Annotated in this window: 18 protein-coding genes; 3 read left to right on the top strand and 15 right to left on the bottom strand. The window is 61.3% G+C overall.

Annotated features, from left to right (window positions below; all coding sequences use genetic code 11):
* Nucleotides 1-42 precede the first annotated feature (42 nt).
* A complete protein-coding gene (hrpA, locus tag CDA56_RS16240) occupies nucleotides 43-3,945 on the bottom strand; it encodes an ATP-dependent RNA helicase HrpA (protein ID WP_075912613.1) in 3,903 nt (1,300 codons plus the stop codon).
* Nucleotides 3,946-4,149: 204 nt separating this feature from the next.
* On the opposite strand from hrpA, the gene azoR reads away from it, so the two are divergent.
* Nucleotides 4,150-4,755, top strand: coding sequence for an FMN-dependent NADH-azoreductase (gene azoR, locus CDA56_RS16235; RefSeq protein WP_014229193.1), 606 nt, complete (start codon nucleotides 4,150-4,152; stop codon nucleotides 4,753-4,755).
* A 37-nt stretch (nucleotides 4,756-4,792) separates the two neighbouring features.
* Here azoR and CDA56_RS16230 read toward each other — a convergent pair whose 3' ends face one another.
* The 14 genes from CDA56_RS16230 to paaA all read right to left on the bottom strand — a co-directional run bounded on the left by CDA56_RS16230 (nucleotide 4,793) and on the right by paaA (nucleotide 17,432).
* Complete coding sequence (locus CDA56_RS16230; protein ID WP_086074107.1) at nucleotides 4,793-5,203, bottom strand: GFA family protein; 411 nt, start codon at nucleotides 5,201-5,203, stop codon at nucleotides 4,793-4,795.
* Nucleotides 5,204-5,210: 7 nt separating this feature from the next.
* Nucleotides 5,211-5,807, bottom strand: a complete 597-nt coding sequence (gene paaY / locus CDA56_RS16225) for a phenylacetic acid degradation protein PaaY (protein WP_014229191.1) — start codon at nucleotides 5,805-5,807, stop codon at nucleotides 5,211-5,213.
* Between the two features lie 9 nt (nucleotides 5,808-5,816).
* Nucleotides 5,817-6,743: a phenylacetic acid degradation operon negative regulatory protein PaaX gene (paaX, locus tag CDA56_RS16220; protein WP_165795106.1), complete on the bottom strand. Its 927-nt coding sequence runs from the start codon at nucleotides 6,741-6,743 to the stop codon at nucleotides 5,817-5,819.
* Nucleotides 6,744-7,910: 1,167 nt separating this feature from the next.
* The gene (paaK, locus tag CDA56_RS16215) at nucleotides 7,911-9,227 is read right to left on the bottom strand and encodes a phenylacetate--CoA ligase PaaK (protein ID WP_004850513.1); all 1,317 of its coding nucleotides are present in this window, start codon (nucleotides 9,225-9,227) and stop codon (nucleotides 7,911-7,913) included.
* A 28-nt stretch (nucleotides 9,228-9,255) separates the two neighbouring features.
* The gene (gene pcaF, locus CDA56_RS16210) at nucleotides 9,256-10,461 is read right to left on the bottom strand and encodes a 3-oxoadipyl-CoA thiolase (protein ID WP_103814214.1); all 1,206 of its coding nucleotides are present in this window, start codon (nucleotides 10,459-10,461) and stop codon (nucleotides 9,256-9,258) included.
* Nucleotides 10,461-10,883 (bottom strand): hydroxyphenylacetyl-CoA thioesterase PaaI, encoded by a 423-nt coding sequence (gene paaI / locus CDA56_RS16205; RefSeq protein WP_025107920.1) that lies wholly within the window; start codon nucleotides 10,881-10,883, stop codon nucleotides 10,461-10,463. The genes pcaF and paaI overlap by 1 nt, the downstream gene beginning before the upstream one ends.
* Nucleotides 10,873-12,294 carry a 3-hydroxyacyl-CoA dehydrogenase gene (locus tag CDA56_RS16200; RefSeq protein WP_102803557.1) on the bottom strand — a complete coding sequence of 474 codons (1,422 nt, stop codon included), beginning with the start codon at nucleotides 12,292-12,294 and terminating at the stop codon, nucleotides 10,873-10,875. The genes paaI and CDA56_RS16200 overlap by 11 nt, the downstream gene beginning before the upstream one ends.
* Nucleotides 12,295-12,297: 3 nt before the next feature.
* A complete protein-coding gene (gene paaG / locus CDA56_RS16195; protein ID WP_025107922.1) occupies nucleotides 12,298-13,086 on the bottom strand; it encodes a 2-(1,2-epoxy-1,2-dihydrophenyl)acetyl-CoA isomerase PaaG in 789 nt (262 codons plus the stop codon).
* Between the two features lie 2 nt (nucleotides 13,087-13,088).
* Entirely contained in the window at nucleotides 13,089-13,856 is a 768-nt protein-coding gene (gene paaF, locus CDA56_RS16190) for a 2,3-dehydroadipyl-CoA hydratase PaaF (RefSeq protein WP_025107923.1), read from the bottom strand.
* Entirely contained in the window at nucleotides 13,853-14,923 is a 1,071-nt protein-coding gene (paaE, locus tag CDA56_RS16185; RefSeq protein ID WP_102803559.1) for a 1,2-phenylacetyl-CoA epoxidase subunit PaaE, read from the bottom strand. The genes paaF and paaE overlap by 4 nt, the downstream gene beginning before the upstream one ends.
* A 7-nt stretch (nucleotides 14,924-14,930) precedes the next feature.
* On the bottom strand, nucleotides 14,931-15,428 hold the full coding sequence (gene paaD / locus CDA56_RS16180; protein ID WP_014229182.1) for a 1,2-phenylacetyl-CoA epoxidase subunit PaaD: 498 nt from the start codon (nucleotides 15,426-15,428) through the stop codon (nucleotides 14,931-14,933).
* Between the two features lie 12 nt (nucleotides 15,429-15,440).
* Nucleotides 15,441-16,196 carry a 1,2-phenylacetyl-CoA epoxidase subunit PaaC gene (gene paaC / locus CDA56_RS16175; RefSeq protein WP_046877270.1) on the bottom strand — a complete coding sequence of 252 codons (756 nt, stop codon included), beginning with the start codon at nucleotides 16,194-16,196 and terminating at the stop codon, nucleotides 15,441-15,443.
* 7 nt (nucleotides 16,197-16,203) lie between these two features.
* Nucleotides 16,204-16,491, bottom strand: a complete 288-nt coding sequence (gene paaB / locus CDA56_RS16170) for a 1,2-phenylacetyl-CoA epoxidase subunit PaaB (RefSeq protein ID WP_004850493.1) — start codon at nucleotides 16,489-16,491, stop codon at nucleotides 16,204-16,206.
* An 11-nt stretch (nucleotides 16,492-16,502) separates the two neighbouring features.
* The gene (paaA, locus tag CDA56_RS16165) at nucleotides 16,503-17,432 is read right to left on the bottom strand and encodes a 1,2-phenylacetyl-CoA epoxidase subunit PaaA (protein ID WP_025107926.1); all 930 of its coding nucleotides are present in this window, start codon (nucleotides 17,430-17,432) and stop codon (nucleotides 16,503-16,505) included.
* Nucleotides 17,433-17,718: 286 nt separating this feature from the next.
* Here paaA and paaZ point away from each other — a divergent pair, with 286 nt between their 5' ends.
* Nucleotides 17,719-19,764, top strand: coding sequence for a phenylacetic acid degradation bifunctional protein PaaZ (gene paaZ, locus CDA56_RS16160; RefSeq protein WP_102803560.1), 2,046 nt, complete (start codon nucleotides 17,719-17,721; stop codon nucleotides 19,762-19,764).
* Between the two features lie 190 nt (nucleotides 19,765-19,954).
* On the top strand, nucleotides 19,955-21,518 hold a 1,564-nt coding region (locus tag CDA56_RS16155; RefSeq protein ID WP_104011380.1), incomplete at its 3' end, for a copper amine oxidase.

The raw sequence follows: 21,518 nt of genomic DNA, 5'->3' as shown, positions 1-21,518 counted from the left end.
CCGCCCTCCCCGGCAGCCTGCGCCACCGGGGAAAGCTTCGGCCTAGGCCGTAATCTGCTCCATTGCCTGCAGTACCCGCTTGTCGGAAATCGGATACGGCGTGCCGAGCTGCTGGGCGAATAGGCTGACGCGCAGCTCTTCAATCATCCAGCGGATCTCCTGCACGTCGTCATCCTGACGGCGCTGAGGCGGCAGCTTATTCAGCCACTGCTGCCACGCCTGCTGGATGCTCTCCACTTTAAGCATCTGCGCGCGGTCGCGGTGCGGATCGATGGCCATTTTCTCCAGCCGTTTTTCAATCGCCTGCAGATAGCGCAGCGTGTCTCCAAGGCGGCGGAAGCCGTTACCGGTGACGAAACCGCGATACACCAACCCGCTCATCTGCGATTTGATATCCGACAGCCCCAGCGCCATGGTCATATCCACGCGCCCTTTCAGGCGTTTGTTGACGTTAAAGACCGCGGTCAGGATCTGTTCGACCTGTTTGGCAATGTCCACAACCGTCTCGTTCAGCTCGGCGCGCACCTTTTCATGCAGCGCGGTAAAGCCCTCTTCGCTCCATACCGGGCCGCCCGCTTCGTCAATCAGCTTATCCACGCCGCAGGCGATGCAGTCATCGATCAGATCCAGCACTTTACCGTAGGGGTTGAAATAGAGCCCCAGCTTGGCTTTATTCGGCAGCTTTTCGTGCAGATACTTTATCGGCGACGGGATATTCAGCAGCAGCAGGCGGCGCAGGCCGCGCCACATCTCCTGCTGCTGCTCCAGCGGATTATCAAACAGCTTGATGGCCACGCTGTCGCGTTCGTCCACCAGCGCCGGCCAGGCCTTAACTTTGTAGTTGCCGCGCTTCTGCTCGTAGCTCTCCGGAAGCCGGCCAAAGCTCCAGATATGCAGCCCGCTCTGCTCGATACCGTCATCGGCGACCGCGGACAGCGTCTCCTGCACCTTACCTTTCAGCGCATCTTTCAGATCCTGCAGCGAACGCCCTTCCTGCAGCTTCTTGTTTTTCTCGTCCACCACCCGGAAAGTGATTTTCAGGTGATCGGGCACCTGATCCCATTGCCAGGCCTCGCGGTCGATAGTCACGCCGGTCATCCGCCGCAGCTCGCGCTCCAGTGAATCCAGCAGCGGCAGCTCCAGCGGCGTCGCGCGACCGAGAAATGCTTCCGCGTAGTTTGGCGCCGGGACAAAATTGCGGCGCACCGGCTTCGGCAGCGATTTAATCAGGGCGATAACCAGCTCCCGGCGCAGCCCCGGGATCTGCCACTCAAACCCGGCCTCTTCCACCTGGTTGAGCAGCGGCAGCGGAATATGCACCGTCACGCCGTCGGCGTCGGCGCCCGGCTCGAACTGATAGGTCAGACGCAGCTTGAGGTTGCCCTGATGCCAGAAGTTCGGATAGTCGAGCTTGCTGACCTGCTCCGCGCCTTCCTTAATCAGCATGCTCTTTTCAAAGTTGAGCAGATCCGGCGTCTCGCGGCTGGCCTGCTTCCACCATTTATCAAAGTGGCGCGCGGAGATGACGTCATGGCTGATGCGCTGGTCGTAGAACTCAAACAGCGTTTCGTCATCGACGAGAATGTCGCGACGGCGCGATTTATGCTCCAGCTCTTCAATTTCGTTGCGCAGCTTCAGGTTTTCGCGGAAGAAAGCGTGGCGAGTCTGCCAGTCGCCCTCCACCAGCGCGTGGCGGATAAACAGTTCGCGGCACAGCGCCGGGTCAATCTGGCTGTAGTTGACCTTGCGGGCAGCGACAATCGGCAGGCCGTAAACGGTCACCTTCTCCGTCGCCATCACCGCGCCCTGCCCGCGCTCCCAGTGGGGTTCGCTGTACGAGCGTTTGATCAGATGCTGCGCCACCGGCTCGACCCACTCCGGCTCAATGCGCGCGGCGATGCGCCCCCACAGGCGGCTGGTTTCCACCAGTTCGGCGACCATCGTCCATTTCGGCGGCTTTTTAAACAGCCCCGATCCGGGGAAGATGGAGAAGCGGGCGTTGCGCGCGCCGGTAAACTCCTGCTTGTCGGCGTCTTTCATACCGATGTGCGACAGCAGACCGGTCAGCAGCGCGGTGTGAATTTCGCGATACTCCGCCGGCTCGCTATTGACCGGCAGGCCGAGCTCTTTGACCACCTGACGCAGCTGGGTGTAGATATCCTGCCACTCGCGCACGCGCAGGTAGTTGAGAAAATCGACCCGGCACTGGCGGCGGAACTGGTTCGAGGAGAGCGCTTTTTGCTGCTCGCCCAGGTAGTTCCACAGGTTGACGAACGCCAGGAAGTCGGACTCTTTGTCGTGGAAGCGGCGGTGTTTCTCGTCGGACGCCTGCTGCTTGTCCATTGGCCGCTCGCGCGGATCCTGAATAGAGAGCGCCGAGGTGATAATCATCGCCTCGCGCACGCAGCCGTGTTTTTGCGCTTCCAGCACCATGCGCGCCAGACGCGGGTCCACCGGTAGCTGGCTCAGCTGGCGGCCCATCGGCGTCAGCTTATAGGCGGTCTGCTGTTCGTCGGTGGTAATCGCTCCCAGCTCTTCCAGCAGGCGCACGCCGTCCTGAATATTGCGTTTGTCCGGCGCTTCAACGAACGGGAACGCGGCAATATCGCCGAGCCCGAGCGCGGTCATTTGCAGAATAACCGACGCCAGGTTGGTGCGCAGAATCTCCGGGTCGGTAAACTCCGGACGCGACAGGAAGTCGTCTTCAGAATAAAGACGAATACAGATCCCTTCGGAGACGCGGCCGCAGCGGCCCTTACGCTGGTTAGCCGACGCCTGGGAAACCGGCTCAATCGGCAGGCGCTGTACTTTGGTCCGGAAGCTGTAGCGGCTGATACGCGCGGTGCCTGGATCGATAACGTACTTGATGCCCGGCACGGTCAGCGAGGTTTCCGCGACGTTGGTGGCCAGCACTATCCGCCGCCCGCTGTGGGCCTGGAACACGCGATTCTGTTCGCTGTTGGACAGTCGCGCATACAGCGGCAGCACTTCGGTATGGCGCAGATTCAGCTTATTGAGCGCATCGGCGGTATCGCGAATTTCGCGCTCGCCGCTCATAAAAATGAGGATATCGCCGGGGCTTTCACGCCCGAGCTCATCAACGGCGTCGAAAATCGCCTGCAGTTGATCGCGCTCGGTGTCGTCGGCGTCTTCAACGATGGGTCGATAGCGCACTTCTACCGGGTAAGTGCGCCCGGACACTTCGATAATCGGGGCGTTGTTAAAGTGGCGCGAGAAGCGTTCCGGATCGATGGTCGCCGAGGTGATAATAATTTTCAGATCCGGGCGACGGGGCAGCAGTTCCCGCAAATAACCGAGCAGGAAGTCGATATTGAGGCTGCGTTCGTGCGCTTCATCGATAATGATGGTGTCATACTGCATCAGCAGCCGGTCCTGCTGGATTTCCGCCAGCAGAATACCGTCGGTCATCAGCTTAACCATGGTGTTATCGCTGACGTGGTCGCTAAAGCGAACTTTATAGCCGATGCAGCCGCCGGGCTCCGTTTGCAGCTCTTCGGCGATACGGTTGGCGACGGTACGCGCGGCCAGGCGACGCGGCTGCGTATGGCCAATTAAGCCTTTAACGCCGCGCCCCAGCTCCATACAAATTTTTGGCAGCTGGGTGGTTTTCCCCGACCCGGTTTCCCCCGCCACAATCACCACCTGGTGATCGCGAACGGCTTCGAGAATCTCCTGTTTTTTCTGGCTAACCGGCAGGTTTTCCGGATAAGCGATCGCCGGCCGCGCGGCTTCGCGCAGCAGGACTCTCCCTGCCGCCTGTTCAATTTCTTGCGCCATCTCCTGAAGAATGGCCTGTTGGGCATCAGGATTTTTAACCTTCTTCACGCCGTGCAGGCGACGGGCGAAGCGCGACTTATCGCGCAGCATCAGGCCATCAAGCCGTTCAAAGAGCGATGAGAAGGTCATTTTTTGTTGTTCTGTCATAGCGTTATCGGGCAGCGCACTGCCGGGAAAAATCTCTTTTGAAGTATTGCGTTAGAGTACCACATCCGCGCATTTCGTGCCTTGTTCAAAAAAACTGAATACAGAGTTCGATTTATTGCGCTTTCTCTGTGGCATGATTGTGAATAGAGTGTCAACAAGCACCAGGGCATCGGCCCGTCAATCACATTAAAAAAGGAAACACCCATGAGCAAAGTATTAGTTCTGAAATCCAGTATTCTGGCAGGGTACTCGCAATCTGGTCAGCTGTCCGACTATTTTGTTGAACAATGGCGTGAAAAGCACGCGGAAGACGTTATCACCGTGCGCGACCTGGCTGCAAACCCAATTCCGGTACTGGACGGCGAGCTGGTTGGCGCTCTGCGTCCGAGCGACGCGCCGCTGACGCCGCGTCAGCAGGAAGCGCTGGCGCTTTCTGACGAACTGATCGCTGAACTGCAGGCGAACGATGTGATTGTTATCGCGGCGCCGATGTACAACTTCAACATCCCGACCCAGTTGAAAAACTACTTCGACCTGGTGGCGCGCGCTGGCGTGACCTTCCGCTACACCGAGAAAGGGCCGGAAGGTCTGGTGAAAGGTAAACGTGCGGTTGTCGTCACCAGCCGCGGCGGTATCCATAAAGATACCCCGACCGATCTGGTGACCCCTTACCTCTCCACCTTCCTCGGCTTTATCGGCATTACCGATGTGAACTTCGTGTTTGCTGAAGGCATCGCCTACGGCCCGGAAGTCGCAGCGAAAGCGCAGTCTGATGCAAAAGCCGCTATCGACAGCGTTGTAGCCGCATAAGAGTTGACTCCTCCCGCTTCCCGGCGGGAGGAGAGTTTCATTTTTTCTCGTAGCGCAAATACCCCACTACGCCACCGCCGCCATCTTTCGGATGATTCACGCCGTCGTTGACCTCCACGCAGGGAAAATCGAAGGGCGACACGCCGTCAATGCAGGCCACATTCACGCCGTACTGCTGCGGGTTTGAACGCCGCTGATGAAAGGTGTAGATCCCGCATACCGAGCAGAAAAAGTGCACGGCTTGACCGGTATTAAAACGATACTCCGTGAGCTTATCCCGTCCGCGCACCACCTCTATTCCTGAAAGCGGCGCGGAGACCGCAACCGCCCCACGCATCCGGCAATATGAACAGTTACAGCGGCGAACGGTGTTGAAGCCATCGCTGAGCTCAACGGTAAACGCCACCGCGCCGCAGTGGCACTGAGCGGATAATTTCTCTGCCATGATTTTCCCCTCAGGATGATGATTTCGGCCGCAAATTCTCGTCAAAGATCAGCCGCTTTCTGTCCGGCTCTGCTTCTTTGAGCGGTTCCACCTGATGCAGCGTCTGTTTGCAGCGCTCCACCAGCACCTGATACTCCCGCGTCCCCTGCTTCTTCCAGGCCAGCTCCTGTTCGCTTAATGTACGAATGGCTTTTGCCGGACTGCCGACAATCAGATGGTTGGCGGGCATTTCGGCGTTGGCTTTCACAAAGGCCGAAGCGCCGACGATGCTGTTTTCCCCAATCCTGGCCCCGTCAATAATCACCGCGCTCATCCCCACCAGCGCGTTGCGGCCGATGGTGCAGCCGTGCAGAATCGCGCCGTGGCCGATATGCCCCTCTTCTTCCACCACCGTATCCTGGCCGGGAAAGCCGTGCATCACGCAGTTATCCTGGATGTTAGCGCCATCTTTCACCACGATACGGCCAAAATCGCCGCGCAGGCTGGCGTTAGGGCCGACGTAGACCCCTTTGCCGAGGATCACGTCGCCAATCAGCACGGCGGTGGGATGAACATAGCTTTCGTCCGGTACAACCGGCGTCATACCGTCAATCTGATAAATGGGCATGGTGCCTCCTTATACGCCCGACAGCCCGCCGAAGCGCTGGAAATAGAGCGGCCCCGGCGCGGGAAGTTCCCCCACCGAGCTTTCGCCCTTCTCGCCGACAAACGCCAGCGCGCCGGGCGCAACGCGTTGATAAATATTGATGCACAGCTGGCGCGCGGTTTGTCCGGCCCAGTGCGCGGGGAGCAGTTCTTCGGGCAGCAGCGGATCTTTCAGCACCACCCGGCGATAGAAGTGAATCAGCAGGAGCTGAATTTGAAAGCAGCGTTCAGGCGTCAGCTCCGCGGGCTCGCAGTCGCGAAGCAGCGGCAGCAGCGGTCGAAACAGGGCGATAAACGTTTCATACATCGCGTTCTGCTCGGTAAGATGCCAGCACTCTTCAACGCGAGCGCGCAGCGCCGCCCGGGAGAGCGCCAGCGGGGAATGCGCTTCGAAGCAGATAACGTTTTCCGCTACGCCCGCTTCGTGCAGCAGAGATTGCACGTCCGCCAGCTTCTGCGATGGCGAAGCCAGCAGGCTCGGCGCCAGCGCGCCAAATCCCTGCCACAGCAGCTGTTTTTTGACTTCCGCCAGAGTGCTCTTCTCCAGCCCTTCCGACAGCAGCAGTAGCCAGGTACCGTCCCACTCCGGGGCGCTGGCGCGATAGATTTTATGCTCCGCCCGGCGGGTCAGGCGCAGGCCTTTGTCGCTGAGGCGGTAGAAGCTGCGGCGGCCAATGCGCACCACATCGAGCCACTCTTCTTTATTCAGGCGGAACAGCGCGGTACGCACGAATCGTTCGCCGAATCCGAGCCCTTCCAGCAGCGCCGCCACGCTGCCGAGCCAGACCTCTCCGCCGCGCTGGAGCAAGGCGTCGCCGTATAAAGAAGCAATAAGCGAGGTCCCGCTAATGGGCATCGCGGCGACGGCCTGTTGAATAAAGGTGTCGAGTTTACTCATCTGATTCATTCTGTTGTGATTTTTGTCCTTTTTGAATCATAGCACAGGAAATCCCGGAGGCGGTGCTGGCGCACCTGTCCGGGCGACCGGCCCGCAGACGACGGTGAATACGTAGCCCGGCTAAGCGCAGCGCGAGCCGGGAACAGGCCGAGCTGATACATCAACCCCGGCACACTCCCCGGGTCGCGGCGTAAACGCCTTACCCGGGCTACCGGCCCACAGAAGACGGTGAATTTGTAGCCCGGCTAAGCGCAGCGCGAGCCGGGAAGAAGCTGAGCTGATACATCAACCCCGGCACACTCCCCGGGTCGCGGCGTAAACGCCTTACCCGGGCTACCGGACCGCAGACGACGGTGAATACGTAGCCCGGCTAAGCGCAGCGCGAGCCGGGAAGAGGCAGAGCTGATACATCAGCCCCGGCACACTCCCCGGGTCGCGGCGTAAACGCCTTACCCGGGCTACCGCCCCGCAGACGGCGGTGAATTCGTAGCCCGGCTAAGCGCAGCGCGAGCCGGGAAGAAACTGAGCTGATACATCAACCCCGGCACACTCCCCGGGTCGCGGCGTAAACGCCTTACCCGGGCTACCGCTACCGGCCCGCAGACGACGGTGAACACGTAGCCCGGCTAAGCGCAGCGCGAGCCGGGAAGAGGCCGAGCTGATACATCAGCCCCGGCACACTCCCCGGGTCGCGGCGTAAACGCCTTACCCGGGCTACCGGCCCACAGAAGACGGTGAATTTGTAGCCCGGCTAAGCGCAGCGCGAGCCGGGAAGAAGCTGAGCTGATACATCAACCCCGGCACACTCCCCGGGTCGCGGCGTAAACGCCTTACCCGGGCTACCGGACCGCAGACGACGGTGAATACGTAGCCCGGCTAAGCGCAGCGCGAGCCGGGAAGAGGCAGAGCTGATACATCAGCCCCGGCACACTCCCCGGGTCGCGGCGTAAACGCCTTACCCGGGCTACCGCCCCGCAGACGGCGGTGAATTCGTAGCCCGGCTAAGCGCAGCGCGAGCCGGGAACAGGCCGAGCTGATACATCAGCCCCGGCACATTCCCCGGGTCGCGGCGTAAACGCCTTACCCGGGCTACCACTGTCCAGGCTACGGGAGTTGCGGCATCGGGTAGCCCGGACAGGCGCAATGCGCCGCCTCCGGGAGAATGCGTTATCCGTTAGCAGCCACCTTGCGCAGATCGAACACGCGGCAGGCCTTACCCTCGGAGCGCGGAATGCTGCCGCAGTTAACAATGCTGATATCGGTCGAAATCCCCACCATCGACTTGATCCGGTGGCGCAGCTGGTGGCAAATCTGACAGCGCTGCTCGTGGTTCAGCGCCAGACCGCTCTCTTTTAGCTCCACGCGCACCGAAAGTGAATCAAGATGGCCCCGGCGGTTGACTTCCAGCTGATAGTGCGGCGCCAGATGTTCGAACTTGAGGATCTCCTCTTCCAGCTGCGACGGGAAGACGTTCACGCCGCGGATAATCAGCATATCGTCGCTGCGCCCGCTGATGCGATCCATCCGGCGCATGGTGCGGGCGGTGCCCGGCAGCAGTCGCGTCAGGTCGCGGGTGCGGTAGCGGATCACCGGCAGCGCTTCTTTGGTCAGGGTGGTGAACAGCAGCTCGCCGTGTTCGCCGTCCGCCAGCGGCGTACCGGTGTCCGGATTCACCACTTCAGGGTAGAAGTGATCCTCCCAGATCGTCGGACCGTCGGCGGTTTCCAGACACTCCATCGCCACCCCCGGCCCCATCACCTCCGACAGGCCATAGATATCCAGCGCCGAAATCCCCAGACGACGCTCGATTTCCGCCCGCATCGCATGGGTCCACGGCTCCGCGCCGAACACGCCCACCCGCAGGGAGCAGCCGCTGGCGTCGCCGCCCATCTGGCGCTCCAGCTCTTCAATCAGGTTCAGGCAATAGGACGGCGTCACCATAATCATATCCGGCTTAAAATCGCGGATCAGCTGCGCCTGTTTTTCAGTCTGCCCGCCGGACATGGGAATGACCGTCGCGCCTAAACGCTCCGCGCCGTAGTGGGCACCCAGCCCGCCGGTAAACAGACCATAGCCGTAGGCAACATGAATCTTGTCTTTTGCCGTCCCGCCCGCCGCGCGCAGGGAGCGGGCGACAATATTGGCCCAGTTATCAATATCGTTTTGCGTATAGCCCACCACCGTCGGCTTGCCGGTGGTGCCCGAAGACGCGTGGATACGCACCACCTGCTCCATCGGCACCGCAAAGGTATCAAAGGGGTAGTTGTCGCGCAGATCCTGCTTGGTGGTGCAGGGAAACTTGCTCAGATCGCTCAGTTCGTGAAAATCGTCAGGATGAATGCCCGCCGCGTCAAATTTACGGCGATACATCGGCACGTTCTCATACGCATGCTTAAGGGTCCACTTCAGACGCTGGGTTTGCAGGGCCTGTAGCTCGTCGCGCGATGCGGTTTCAATCGGGTCTAATTGAGTTATCGTTGTCATTTTGTAGGGTACTCGCAGGTAGATTCGCTCACACTCGCTCAAGGATCATGGCAATGCCCTGACCCACGCCAATACACATCGTACACAGCGCATAGCGCCCGCCGCGGCGCTGCAGCTCCAGGCTGGCGCTTAATGCCAGCCGGGCGCCGCTCATTCCCAACGGATGGCCTAAGGCGATGGTGCCGCCGTTGGGGTTAACATGCGGGGCATCATCCTCCAGCCCCAGCTGTCTGAGCACGCCCAGCGCCTGGGCGGCGAAGGCTTCATTCAGCTCAATCAGATCCATATCGTTTATACTCGGCCCGGCGCGCTCCAGCGCTTTACGTACCGCCGGTACCGGTCCAAGCCCCATCAGCTTCGGCTCGACGCCCGCCGTCGCCATCGCCACAATACGCGCCCGCGGCGTCAGCCCCTGGACGATGGCCTGCTGCGAGCTGGCGATAATCAGCGCCGCGGCGCCGTCGTTGACGCCGGAGGCATTACCCGCGGTCACTACGCCACCCTGACGGAACGGCGTTTTTAGCCGCGAAAGCTGTTCAATGGTGGTGTCCGCCCGCGGATGCTCGTCGTCGCGCACGACGTTTACCGCTCCTTTCCTGTCGACAACGTTTACCGGTACGATCTCCTGCGCCAGAATGCCGTCGCGCTGGGCCTGAGCCGTCCGCTGCTGGCTGCGGAAAGCGAAAGCGTCCTGATCGGCGCGGCTGATATTTAACAATTCAGCTACATTCTCCGCCGTTTCCGGCATGCTGTCAGTGCCAAATCGCTGCTGCATGAGCGGGTTCACAAAACGCCAGCCGATGGTGGTATCAAACAGCTCGGCCTGGCGCTGCCAGGGGGCGCTGGCTTTGGCCATCACAAACGGTGCGCGCGACATGGACTCGACGCCGCCGGCGATCATCAGATCCGCCTCTCCGGCTTTGATGGCGCGTGCGGCGAAGCCGATAGCGTCGAGACCGGAGCCGCACAGACGGTTAATGGTGGTGCCGGGTACGGTGTGCGGATAGCCCGCCAGCAGCGTCGCCATATGGGCCACGTTGCGGTTGTCTTCGCCGGCCTGGTTGGCGCAGCCGAGAATCACATCATCAATCGATGCCGGATCGAACTTCGGGTTACGGCTCAGCAGTTCGCGCAGCGGGATGGCGGCGAGGTCGTCGGCGCGCACGCTGGCCAGCGCCCCGCCGTAGCGGCCAATCGGCGTGCGGATCCCGTCACAAATAAAGGCGTCGCGCATCAGACTTCTCCTGTGATTGTGCCGCCGATGCGGTGCGATTTACCGCGGAACAGAGCGACAACTTTTTGCTGTTGGTTAACAATTTCTATGTCATAGACCCCGGTCAGCTTGCCCTGATGCTTAACTCTCGCCGTCGCGGTCAGCAGCTCGCCGACAAAGGCCGGACGCAGAAAATCGATGCTCGCCGCCGACGCGACCGCCGCCAGCCCCTGGCTGTTGCAGGCGTAGGCGAATGCGGTATCGGCGAGCGAAAACAGCTGTCCGCCGTGGCAGGTATGGTGGCCGTTGAGCATGTTCGGGGTGATCGCCATGGTCATCTGCGCGTAGCCCTGGTCCATCTCGATAATTTCAATTCCCAGCGCTTTCGCACAGTTATCGTTCTCGTACATCGCGCGGGCGTTATGCCAGGCTTCATTGCTCATGATGTCTCTCCATCAGCGCCTTCTGGCGCAGCAGGGAACAGGGGCGATAGCGCTCTTCGCCGTAGTGCTGCTGCAGGTTTTCCAGCAGCCGCAGCACCCGGCCCCAGCCAAGTGATTCACCCCACACCAGCGGGCCGCGCGGGTAGTTGACGCCCAGACGCATGGCGGTATCGATATCCTCCGCGCTGGCGACGCCCTTCTGCAGCGCGTCCAGCGCTTCGTTAATCAGCATCGCCACCGTCCGCCACACCAGCAGGCCGGGATAGTCGGCGATCTGCAGCACCTTTTTGCCCTGCTGCTGAAAATAGAAAGTCGCTTTATCGATCGCCGCCTGAGAGGTGGTTTCCGCGCTGGCCAGCACCACCGTATCGCCTGCGCTATGGTCGTAGACCACCACCGGGCGGCCGTGCTGAAGGCTTAACGCCAGGGCGGTTTCACCGGTCGTTTCCAGCAGCAGCACCTCGTCCAGCTCGGTGACAACGTCACGTTTTATGCGCTTTGCTGCGCGTTCTGCCGATACGGCGGCCAGCGCCAGCTCAGGCTGCGCTTCGCCAGGCCAGCAGTAGACCCCCTGCCCGCTCTTTTTACCCAGCCGTCCGGCCAGCGCCAGCTCCTGCTGCAGCAGCGACGGCAGATAGCGGCGGTCCTGCCAGAAGGCGTTAAATACCGAACAGGTCACCGCAAAGTTGACGTCCTGGCCAATCAGGTCGGTCAGCGCCAGCGGCCCCATGGGAAAACCGCCGCCGTCGCGCAGGGCGGCATCAATCACCTCCGGCGCGGCGACCTGCTCCTCCAGCGCTCGCCACGCTTCGGCATAAAAAGGTCGCGCCACGCGGTTGACGATAAAGCCGGGCGTAGAGCGGCAGCGAACCGGCTGTTTTCCCCAGTCGCTGACCCGCTGGCAGAGTTGTTCAACGACTTCCGCCGAGGTGGCCAGGCCGCTGACCACTTCCACCAGCTTCATTACCGGGGCCGGGTTAAAGAAGTGCAGCCCGGCGACCCGCTCCGGGTGTTTTATTCCCGCGGCGATGGCGGTGATCGATATCGACGACGTGTTGCTGACCAGCAGCGTTGACGGGGAGCAGATTTCGGCCAGCTGTCTGAACAGCGCTTTTTTCACGTCCAGGCGCTCGGAGGCAGCCTCAATAACCAACTCCGCACGGGCTAAAGCGCTCAGATCCTCAGCCGGTGCCAGACGCGACAGCAGCGCCCCGGCCTTTTCCGCCGCCAGCTTGCCGCGGCTGACGCGGGAGGCCAGCCGCTGGCGAATCCCGTCGATGGCGCGAACCACCGCCTCAGGGGCGATGTCGTAAATCAGTACCGGATGCCCGGCGGCGGCGGCCACTTCGGCAATGCCGGCGCCCATGGTGCCGCTGCCTATCACCGCGACGGTAGGTAACGTTGTGCTCATCGGCTATTTCCCGCTGAAGTGAGGTGGACGCTTCGCCAGAAAAGCGCTGACGCCTTCGCGATAGTCGGCGCTGCGTCCGGCCAGGCGCTGGTAGTCGCGCTCCAGGTCAAGCTGCTGGTCCAGGGTCTGGGTTTCCGCCAGCCGCAGCGCGTTTTTAATCAGCCCGAGGCCATAGGTCGGCTGGGCGGCCAGGTGCCGGGCCAGCGCCAGGCTGGTGTCTTTCAGCTCGGCGTCATCCACCACCTGCCAGATCATCCCCCACTGCGCCGCCTGCTCCGCGCTCAGGCTATCGCCCAGCAGCGCCAGCCCCATCGCGCGCGCGCGCCCCGCCACGCGCGGCAGAAACCAGCTGCCGCCGCAGTCCGGCACCAGACCAAGCTTGCTGAACGCCATAACGAACTTCGCTGAACGCGCCGCCAGCACGATATCGCAGCCCATCGCCAGCGTAGCCCCCGCGCCCGCCGCGACGCCGTTCACCGCGCAAATCACCGGTTTCGGCAGCGCCGCCAGACGGCGCACCAGGGGGTTGTAGAAACGCTCAACCGAGAGCCCGAGATCCGGAGCCGGCCCGCTGGGGTCGACGTTACGGTCATTTAAATCCTGCCCGGCGCAAAAACCGCGCCCCGCGCCGGTCACCAGCAGGCAGCGTATGCTGTCGTCGCGTTCGGCCTGTTTCAGGCACGCCGCCAGCTGCTGGTGCATCAGGTCGTTAAAACTGTTCAGACGGTCCGGGCGATTAAGGGTAATCGTCATCACGCCCTGTTCCACTTCGCTGAGAATGAAAGCTTCCACGATTAGCGTCCTTTAAATTCCGCAGTACGTTTATGTAAAAAGGCGTCGATGCCTTCGCGGCGATCTTCGGTCGCGCTCAGCAAAGTAAACAGCTGGCGCTCCTGCTGAAGCCCGGCCTGCAGGCTCACCTCCTGCGACAGCCGCAAAGCCTGCTTAGCCGCGCGCAGCGCCAGCGGCGAGTGGCGAGCCACGGTTGCCGCCAGGCCGAGCGCGTATTCATCGGTGAGCGCTGGCGGATAAACCTCGCATACCAGCCCCGCCCGCTGCGCCTGATGGGCATCAATGCTTTCGCCGCTCAAGACCATCCGGCTGGCCAGCGCCTTACCGACGGAGCGGATCAGGCGCTGGGTCCCGCCCGCGCCCGGCATCATGCCGAGGGTGATTTCCGGCAGGCCGAAGCGGGCGTTATCGCCGGCGACAATCAGATCGCAGAGCAGCGCCAGCTCGCATCCGGCGCCGAGGGCATAGCCGTTAACCGAAGCGATCAGCGGTTTACTGAAGGCGTCGATACGCGCCCACAGCCGCGGGCGAATATCATCGAGCGTGGCGGGCAGATCTTTTTCCGCCATTTCGTTCAGGTCAGCCCCTGCGGCAAAGAAGCGTTCGTTACCGCTGATGACGCAGACGCCGACCGACGGGTCCAGCGCCGCCGCGTCGAGCACGTCGGCGATCTGCGTCAGCAGCGCGTTATTCAAAGCGTTGCGCGCCTGCGGGCGATTTAGCGTCAGCTGCAGTACGCGCGCGTGACGAGCAATGAACAGTTCGCTCATGCCATCCCCCGCGCGTCAAAGTCGACAACCACATCGTCGCTGGTGGGCAGCGCCTGACAGCTCAGCACGTAGCCCGCCGCCAGTTCGTCGGCTTCAAGGCTGTAGTTAGCGGCCATCGCCACCTCGCCGCGCAGCACTTTGCATTTACAGGTGGCGCAGACGCCCCCCTTGCAGGCAAACGGCAGGTCCGCCCCCTGGCGCAGCGCGGCGTCAAGAATGCTGTCATCCTCCGCGCTCAGGGCAATGATTCGGTCGCGGCCGTCCTGACGAATCGTGACCGCGCGGCCCTCCGCCTGGACGCCGGTAGCCCGCCTGGCGCGGCTGTCCGGGGTATTAAAACGTTCCAGATGAATCGCGTCCTCCGGTATGCCCAGCTCGCGCAGGGCGATCTCCGCTTCATCCATCATCGCCGCCGGGCCGCAGATAAAGGCGTGCTCGAAGCGGCTGAAGTCCAGCAGATGGGCGGCCAGTTCGCGCAGCTTGTCGCCGTTGATGCGCCCCTGCAGCAGATCGCTGTCCATCGACTCCTGGCTGAACAGGTGTACCACCTGCAGACGCTGCGGATAGCGGTCTTTCAGGTCGGCCAGCGCCTGACGGAACATCATGCTGTGGCTGCTGCGGTTGCCGTAAACCAGCGTGAAGCGGCTGTCGACTTCGGTGGCGAGGGTGGCGTCGATAATCGCCATCATCGGCGTAATGCCGGAGCCGGCGGCAATCGCCAGGTAGTCAGCGCAACGCCCGGCCTGCGGCTGGTAGCCGAAATGTCCCTGCGGCACCATCACGTCCAGCGCCATGCCTTGCTGAATGTCGCTCTGGGCATAGCGCGAGAAGCGCCCGCCGGCGATGGCCTTCACCGCCACGCTGATTTCACCCGGCGAGCGGCTGCGGCAAATGGAGTAGCAGCGCCTGAGCTCTTCCCCGCCAAGGCGCGCTTTCAGGGTCAGATGCTGGCCCGGACGGAAGGCGTATGCATTACGCAGCGCGTCGGGAATGGCAAAGGTGATGGTGACCGCATCGCGGGTTTCCGGCTCCACTTTCGCCACGGTAAGCGAATGAAATGTCGTCATCGCAACCTCAAATACATTTAAAGTAATCAAAGGGTTCCCGGCAGCTGTCGCAGCGATACAGCGCTTTGCAGGCCGTGGAACCGAATTCGCTAATCAGCGAGGTGTGGCGGCTGCCGCAGCGCGGGCAGACCACGTCCTCCGGCATGTGGGCATGGCAGGCATGGCCCTGCGGCGGACTGATGCCGTACTGGCGCAGGCGTTCACGCGCGTCCGGCCCCATCCAGTCGGTGGTCCACGGCGGGTCAAGCTGCAGCACGATATGCACCGGCGCGTAGCCGTTTTCCGTCATTGCCGCGCGGATTTCTCCCAGCAGATGTTCGGTGGCCGGGCAGCCCGAATAGGTTGGCGTGAAGCCAATCACCCAGCCATCGCCGCGGCGCTCCACGCTGCGCACCAGGCCGAGGTCGGTAATGGTCAGCACCGGCACTTCCGGATCGGCAATGGCGCCTAACAGATCCCAGACGGCGTGGACCTCCGGGGGCGCGATATCAACAAGACGTTGCATAATTCCCCCCTGCTACCACTGCTGGCCGGGATAGGCGCGCTGTAAATACTGCATCTCCGCCAGCAGCGGCCCGAGATGTTCGCTGTGCAGCCCCTGCTTACCGCCGCTGCGGAAAGCCGCTTCTTGCGGGATCTGCAAACCGGCGTCGATCAGCGCCGTGTGCACCGCGTTCTGCCATTCGGCCTGCAGTTCGCGGGGGTCGACGGCGATGCCCTGCGCACTCAGCTCAATTTCCAGCTCATCGGCCTGGAACAGCTCGCCGGTAAAGCGCCACAGGTTATCCACCGCGCTCTGCATTCTCTGGGCGGAAAGCGCCGTGCCGTTGCCCAGACGCTCCAGCCAGCCGCGGCTAAAGCGCTGGTGGTAGCGCACCTCTTTCAGCGCCCTGGCGGCGATGGCGGCAAGCTGCGCATCGCGACTGCCGACCAGGCGGCCGAACAGCGCCACGTGCCAGACATCGATGAAAAACTGGCGAGCGAGGGTGTCGGCGAAGTTGCCGTTTGGCTGCTCCGCCAGCAGTAAATTGCAAAACTGGCGCTCGTCGCGGCCAAAGGCCAGGGTATCTTCATCGCCGCTGCCGGTCAGTTCGGCGGCGTAGCTGAGGAAATGGCGCGCCTGCCCCAGCAGGTCGAGGCCGATATTGGCCAGCGCCAGATCGATCTCCAGCTCCGGCGCGTGGCCGCACCACTCGCCCAGACGCTGGGCCAGCACCAGGCCGTTATCGCCAAGGCGCAGAGCATAAGCGGCAACGGGGTTATCGTTTTTCATCGTGGCCTCACATATGTTCCATGCCGTCGGGCACGGTGTAGAAGGTGGGATGACGATAGACTTTGCTCTCCGCCGGGTCGAAAAATGCGCCGCGCTCTTCGGGCTGCGAGGCGACGATTTCGCTGGCCTTCACCACCCAAATCGAACAGCCTTCGCTGCGGCGGGTATAGGCATCGCGGGCGTTTTCCAGCGCCATCTGGTCATCGGCGGCGTGCAGACTGCCGACGTGGCGGTGCGACAGTCCCTGTTTGCTGCGAACGAACACTTCATATAACGGCCAGTAGTTTTTGCTCATCTTCATTCTCCTTACGCGGCGTCGCGAGCCTGCTGTTTTTGCGCATGCGCCAGCGCGGCTTCCCGCACCCACGCGCCCTCTTCCCATGCCTTGCGTTTAGCGCCCAGGCGTTCGTGGTTGCAGATCCCGCGTCCGGCAATCACTTCGTTAAATTCGTGCCAGTCGATGGCGCCAAAGCGGTAGTGGCCGCTGGTTTCATCCAGCCGCAAATCCGGGTCGGGTACGGTCATGCCGAGGATTTCCACCTGCGGAATGGTGTTATCGACAAAGCGCTGGCGCAGTTCGTCGTTCGAGTGGAGCTTGATTTTCCACGCCATGCTGCGGGCGCTGTTTGGCGAGTTATCGTCACCCGGGCCGAACATCATCAGCGCCGGCCACCAGAAACGGTTGATGGCGTCCTGCAGCATCTGCCGCTGCGCGTCGCTGCCCTGCGCCAGCGCCATGCAGGCTTCAAACCCCTGGCGCTGGTGAAAGCTCTCCTCTTTGCAGATCTTGACCATTGCCCGGGCGTAGGGTCCGTAGGAGGTGCGACACAGCGCCACCTGATTGACGATGGCCGCGCCGTCCACCAGCCAGCCAATCACGCCGATATCCGCCCAGCTCAGGGTCGGGTAGTTAAAAATGGAGGAGTACTTCATCTTGCCGTCGAGCATCTTCTGATACAGGTCTTCGCGGGCGCAGCCGAGGGTTTCCGCCGCGCTGTAGAGGTACAGGCCATGCCCGGCTTCATCCTGCACTTTCGCCAGCAGAATCGCTTTGCGCCTAAGGGTCGGCGCGCGAGTGATCCAGTTGCCTTCCGGCAACATGCCGACGATTTCCGAGTGCGCGTGCTGACCAATCTGGCGGATCAGCGTTTTGCGGTAGGCTTCCGGCATCCAGTCCTGCGGTTCGATGGCCGTCTCCTGCGCGATGCGCTGGTCAAAGCGTTGTTCTTCTGTCACGTCATCACCTTTATGATTCCAATAAATTCGATTAAAAATAATTTTCGAATCACTTTGTTTTATAAAAGTTACATTCAGGTTAAATAAAACCACAAATTTTGTTTGTTCTTTTTGTGATAGCGACCGCAAAAGCTTTTGTAAAAATCCTTATTAACAGGGTATTAAGTGAATAACGCAGAACATCACCGATCACAATGTTAATAAATTATTAAATGTGAGCTTGATTTTTATGATTCACCAAAGAACTATTTATAGATATTTCACGTAACACATCTGGAGATAAACCATGCAGCAGTTAGCCAGCTACTTGTCCGGCGCGTGGCAGACCGGCCGGGGCCACGCGCGTACCATCCATCACGCCATCAGCGGCGAAGCGCTATGGGAAGTCACCAGCGCGGGTCTGGATATGGCGCAGGCGCGACGCTTCGCGATTGAGCGCGGCGGCAAAGCGCTGGGGGCGATGAGCTTTATTGAGCGCAGCGCGATGCTGAAGGCGCTCGCCAGATATTTGCTGGAGCAGAAGGCAGAGCTGTACGCGATCTCCGCCGAAACCGGCGCCACCCGCGCCGATAGCTGGGTAGATATCGAAGGGGGCATTGGCACTCTTTTCACCTACGCCGGTCTCGGCAGCCGCGAGCTGCCGGACGATACCCTGTGGCCGGAAGATGAGCCGATCCCGCTGTCAAAACAGGGAGGCTTCGCCGCCCGCCACGTGCTGACCTCAAAATCCGGCGTGGCGGTGCATATCAACGCCTTTAACTTCCCCTGCTGGGGCATGCTGGAAAAGCTGGCGCCCACCTGGCTTGCCGGTATGCCCGCCATCGTCAAACCGGCTACCGCCACCGCGCAGCTGACGCAGGCGATGGTCAAAATGATTGTTGATAGTGGGCTGGTGCCGGAGGGGGCAATCAGCCTGATCTGCGGCGGCGCGGGCGATCTGCTCGACCATCTCGATAGCCAGGACGTTGTCACCTTTACCGGCTCGGCCCGTACCGGACAGCAGCTGCGGGTGCATCCCAACCTGGTCGCGAAGTCCATTCCCTTCACCATGGAAGCGGATTCGCTGAACTGCTGCGTACTCGGTGACGACGTCACGCCGGCGCAGCCGGAGTTCGCGCTATTTATTCGCGAAGTGGTACGAGAGATGACGGCGAAGGCCGGGCAAAAGTGCACCGCCATCCGGCGTATTATCGTGCCGCAGGCGCAGGTGAAAGCGGTGAGCGACGCGCTGATTGCGCGCCTGCAAAAAGTGGTGGTCGGCGACCCGGCGCAGGAAGGCGTGAAGATGGGCGCGCTGGTCAACCACGAACAGCGTCAGGACGTGCAGGATAACGTCAACCGTCTGGTGGCCGCTGGATGTGACGTGCTGCTGGGGGGCCAGGCCGATTTCAGCGCCGCCGGCGCCTTCTTCCCGCCAACGCTGCTGTACTGCCCGCAGCCGGACGAGACCCCGGCGGTACACGCTATTGAAGCGTTTGGTCCCGTCGCCACCCTGATGCCGTATCAGAACGTTGAGCACGCCATGACCCTGGCGCGGGCCGGCGAAGGTAGCCTGGCCGGAACCCTGGTGACCGCCAGCGGCGAACTGGCGCGGGCGTTTATTCTCGGCGCCGCCCGCGCCCACGGGCGTATTCAGATACTGAACGAAGAGTCTTCCGCAGAGTCCACCGGCCACGGCTCCCCGCTGCCGCAGCTGGTACACGGCGGCCCGGGGCGCGCCGGCGGCGGCGAAGAGCTGGGCGGCCTGCGGGCGGTGAAGCACTATATGCAGCGCACCGCGGTTCAGGGCAGCCCGACGATGCTCGCCGCCATTGGGCAGCAGTGGGTGCGCGGCGCGCAGGTAGTGGAAGACCGCATTCACCCTTTCCGTAAATATTTCGAGGAGATCCAGCCGGGCGACAGCCTGCTGACGCCGCGCCGCACCCTGGCCGAGGCGGATATCGTCAACTTCGCCTGTCTGAGCGGCGATCACTTTTACGCTCATATGGATAAGATTGCCGCCGCGGAGTCGATTTTCGGCGAGCGCGTGGTGCACGGCTATTTCCTGATTTCCGCCGCTGCCGGGCTATTTGTTGACGCCGGGGTCGGCCCGGTGATCGCCAACTACGGAATGGAAAATCTGCGCTTTATCGAGCCGGTGAAGCCGGGGGATACCATCCAGGTACGCCTGACCTGCAAACGCAAAACGATGAAACGCCAGCGCAGCGCGGAGGAGAAAGCGACCGGCGTCGTCGAGTGGGCGGTAGAGATTTTTAACCAGCACCAGCAGGCGGTCGCGCTCTACTCCATCCTGACCCTGGTGGCCCGCCAGCAGGGGGATTTTGCGGAGTAAATATTAGAAATTCGCCCATCTTTATCGCCATCTTCATGCCTCTGCGGAGGCATTTTTTGTAACTGGCAAAACTGACAAACAACCTGGCATAAGCAGGCAAACGCCCCGGCGCTGACCGCTGTTAGGTTAACGATACACAAGCCGACATTCGCAGCGGCACTGCACAACACAACAATAAGGTGAGGTCTCAATGGCGATTCTTTCTCCCCGCAAAACGGCTCTGGCGTTGGCTGTCGCTCTGTCTTGCGCCTGGCAAAGCCCGGCGTTCGCCCACGGTGGCGAAGCCCATATGGTCCCGATGGACAAAACCCTGCAGGATTTTGGCGCGGACGTTCAGTGGGATGACTACGCGCAGATGTTTACCCTGATTAAAGACGGCGCTTACGTAAAGGTAAAACCGGGGGCGAAAACGGCCATCGTCAATGGTAAAACCCTGGAGCTGCAGGTGCCGGTAGTGATGAAAGACGGCAAAGCGTGGGTTTCTGACACCTTTATTAACGACGTTTTTCAGTCCGGTCTTGACCAGACCTTCCAGGTGGAAAAACGTCCGCATCCGCTGAACTCGCTGTCAGCGGCGGAAATCAGCGCAGCGGTCGCTATCGTTAAAGCCGCGGCGGATTTCAAACCCAATACCCGATTCACCGAGATCTCCCTGCGCGAGCCGGATAAAAAAGCGGTGTGGGATTTTGCCCTCAACGGTACGCCGGTCAACGCCCCGCGCGCTGCCGACGTGATCATGCTCGACGGCAAGCACGTTATTGAGGCGGTGGTGGATTTACAGAATAAAAAAGTGCTTTCATGGACGCCGATTAAAGACGCCCACGGCATGGTGCTGCTGGATGATTTCGCCAGCGTGCAGAACATCATCAACGCCAGCAGCGAATTTGCCGAAGTGTTAAAAAAACACGGCATCGACGACCCGAGCAAGGTGATTACCACCCCGCTAACCGTCGGCTACTTCGACGGCAAAGATGGCCTCAAGCAGGACGCGCGGCTGCTGAAAGTGGTCAGCTATCTTGACGTTGGCGACGGTAACTACTGGGCACACCCGATTGAAAACCTGGTAGCAGTGGTCGACCTTGAGCAGAAGAAGATCATCAAAATCGAAGAGGGGCCGACGATCCCGGTGCCGATGGCGGCCCGCCCCTATGATGGTCGCGACCGCGTTGCGCCAAAGATTAAACCGCTGGATATCATTGAGCCAGAGGGCAAAAACTACACCATTACCGGCGATATGATCCACTGGCAAAACTGGGATTTCCACCTGCGCATGAACTCCCGCGTTGGGCCGATTCTCTCCACCGTGACATATAACGATAACGGCAAGAAACGTCAGGTGATGTATGAAGGTTCGCTGGGCGGGATGATCGTGCCCTACGGCGACCCGGACGTGGGTTGGTATTTTAAAGCCTATCTGGACTCCGGCGACTACGGCATGGGCACCCTGACATCGCCTATCGTGCGCGGCAAGGACGCGCCGTCCAACGCGGTCCTGCTGGATGAAACCATCGCCGACTATACCGGCACGCCCACGACCATCCCGCGCGCAATCGCCATCTTCGAACGCTACGCCGGGCCGGAGTATAAGCATCAGGAGATGGGCAAGCCAAACGTCAGTACCGAGCGCCGCGAGCTGGTGGTGCGCTGGATCAGCACCGTCGGCAACTACGACTATATTTTTGACTGGGTATTCCACGAAAACGGCACCATCGGCATTGATGCCGGGGCAACCGGCATCGAAGCGGTGAAAGGCG

Source organism: Klebsiella michiganensis (assembly GCF_002925905.1).
Taxonomy (GTDB): Bacteria; Pseudomonadota; Gammaproteobacteria; order Enterobacterales; family Enterobacteriaceae; genus Klebsiella; species Klebsiella michiganensis.
The sequence above is the reverse complement of the archived record's forward strand: the minus strand, read 5'-3'. Positions and strand labels throughout refer to the sequence as shown.

What these genes read in the sequence shown, in the direction of transcription:
- paaX (WP_165795106.1), bottom strand. Translation starts at nt 6,743, where the DNA reads ATGAGTAAACTCGACACCTTTATTCAACAGGCCGTCGCCGCGATGCCC.
- paaF (WP_025107923.1), bottom strand. Translation starts at nt 13,856, where the DNA reads ATGAGCGAACTGTTCATTGCTCGTCACGCGCGCGTACTGCAGCTGACG.
- CDA56_RS16200 (WP_102803557.1), bottom strand. Translation starts at nt 12,294, where the DNA reads ATGAGCACAACGTTACCTACCGTCGCGGTGATAGGCAGCGGCACCATG.
- paaD (WP_014229182.1), bottom strand. Translation starts at nt 15,428, where the DNA reads ATGCAACGTCTTGTTGATATCGCGCCCCCGGAGGTCCACGCCGTCTGG.
- paaI (WP_025107920.1), bottom strand. Translation starts at nt 10,883, where the DNA reads ATGAGCAATGAAGCCTGGCATAACGCCCGCGCGATGTACGAGAACGAT.
- paaK (WP_004850513.1), bottom strand. Translation starts at nt 9,227, where the DNA reads ATGACAACGATAACTCAATTAGACCCGATTGAAACCGCATCGCGCGAC.
- paaC (WP_046877270.1), bottom strand. Translation starts at nt 16,196, where the DNA reads ATGAAAAACGATAACCCCGTTGCCGCTTATGCTCTGCGCCTTGGCGAT.
- azoR (WP_014229193.1), top strand. Translation starts at nt 4,150, where the DNA reads ATGAGCAAAGTATTAGTTCTGAAATCCAGTATTCTGGCAGGGTACTCG.
- hrpA (WP_075912613.1), bottom strand. Translation starts at nt 3,945, where the DNA reads ATGACAGAACAACAAAAAATGACCTTCTCATCGCTCTTTGAACGGCTT.
- paaB (WP_004850493.1), bottom strand. Translation starts at nt 16,491, where the DNA reads ATGAGCAAAAACTACTGGCCGTTATATGAAGTGTTCGTTCGCAGCAAA.
- paaZ (WP_102803560.1), top strand. Translation starts at nt 17,719, where the DNA reads ATGCAGCAGTTAGCCAGCTACTTGTCCGGCGCGTGGCAGACCGGCCGG.
- paaE (WP_102803559.1), bottom strand. Translation starts at nt 14,923, where the DNA reads ATGACGACATTTCATTCGCTTACCGTGGCGAAAGTGGAGCCGGAAACC.
- paaY (WP_014229191.1), bottom strand. Translation starts at nt 5,807, where the DNA reads ATGCCCATTTATCAGATTGACGGTATGACGCCGGTTGTACCGGACGAA.
- pcaF (WP_103814214.1), bottom strand. Translation starts at nt 10,461, where the DNA reads ATGCGCGACGCCTTTATTTGTGACGGGATCCGCACGCCGATTGGCCGC.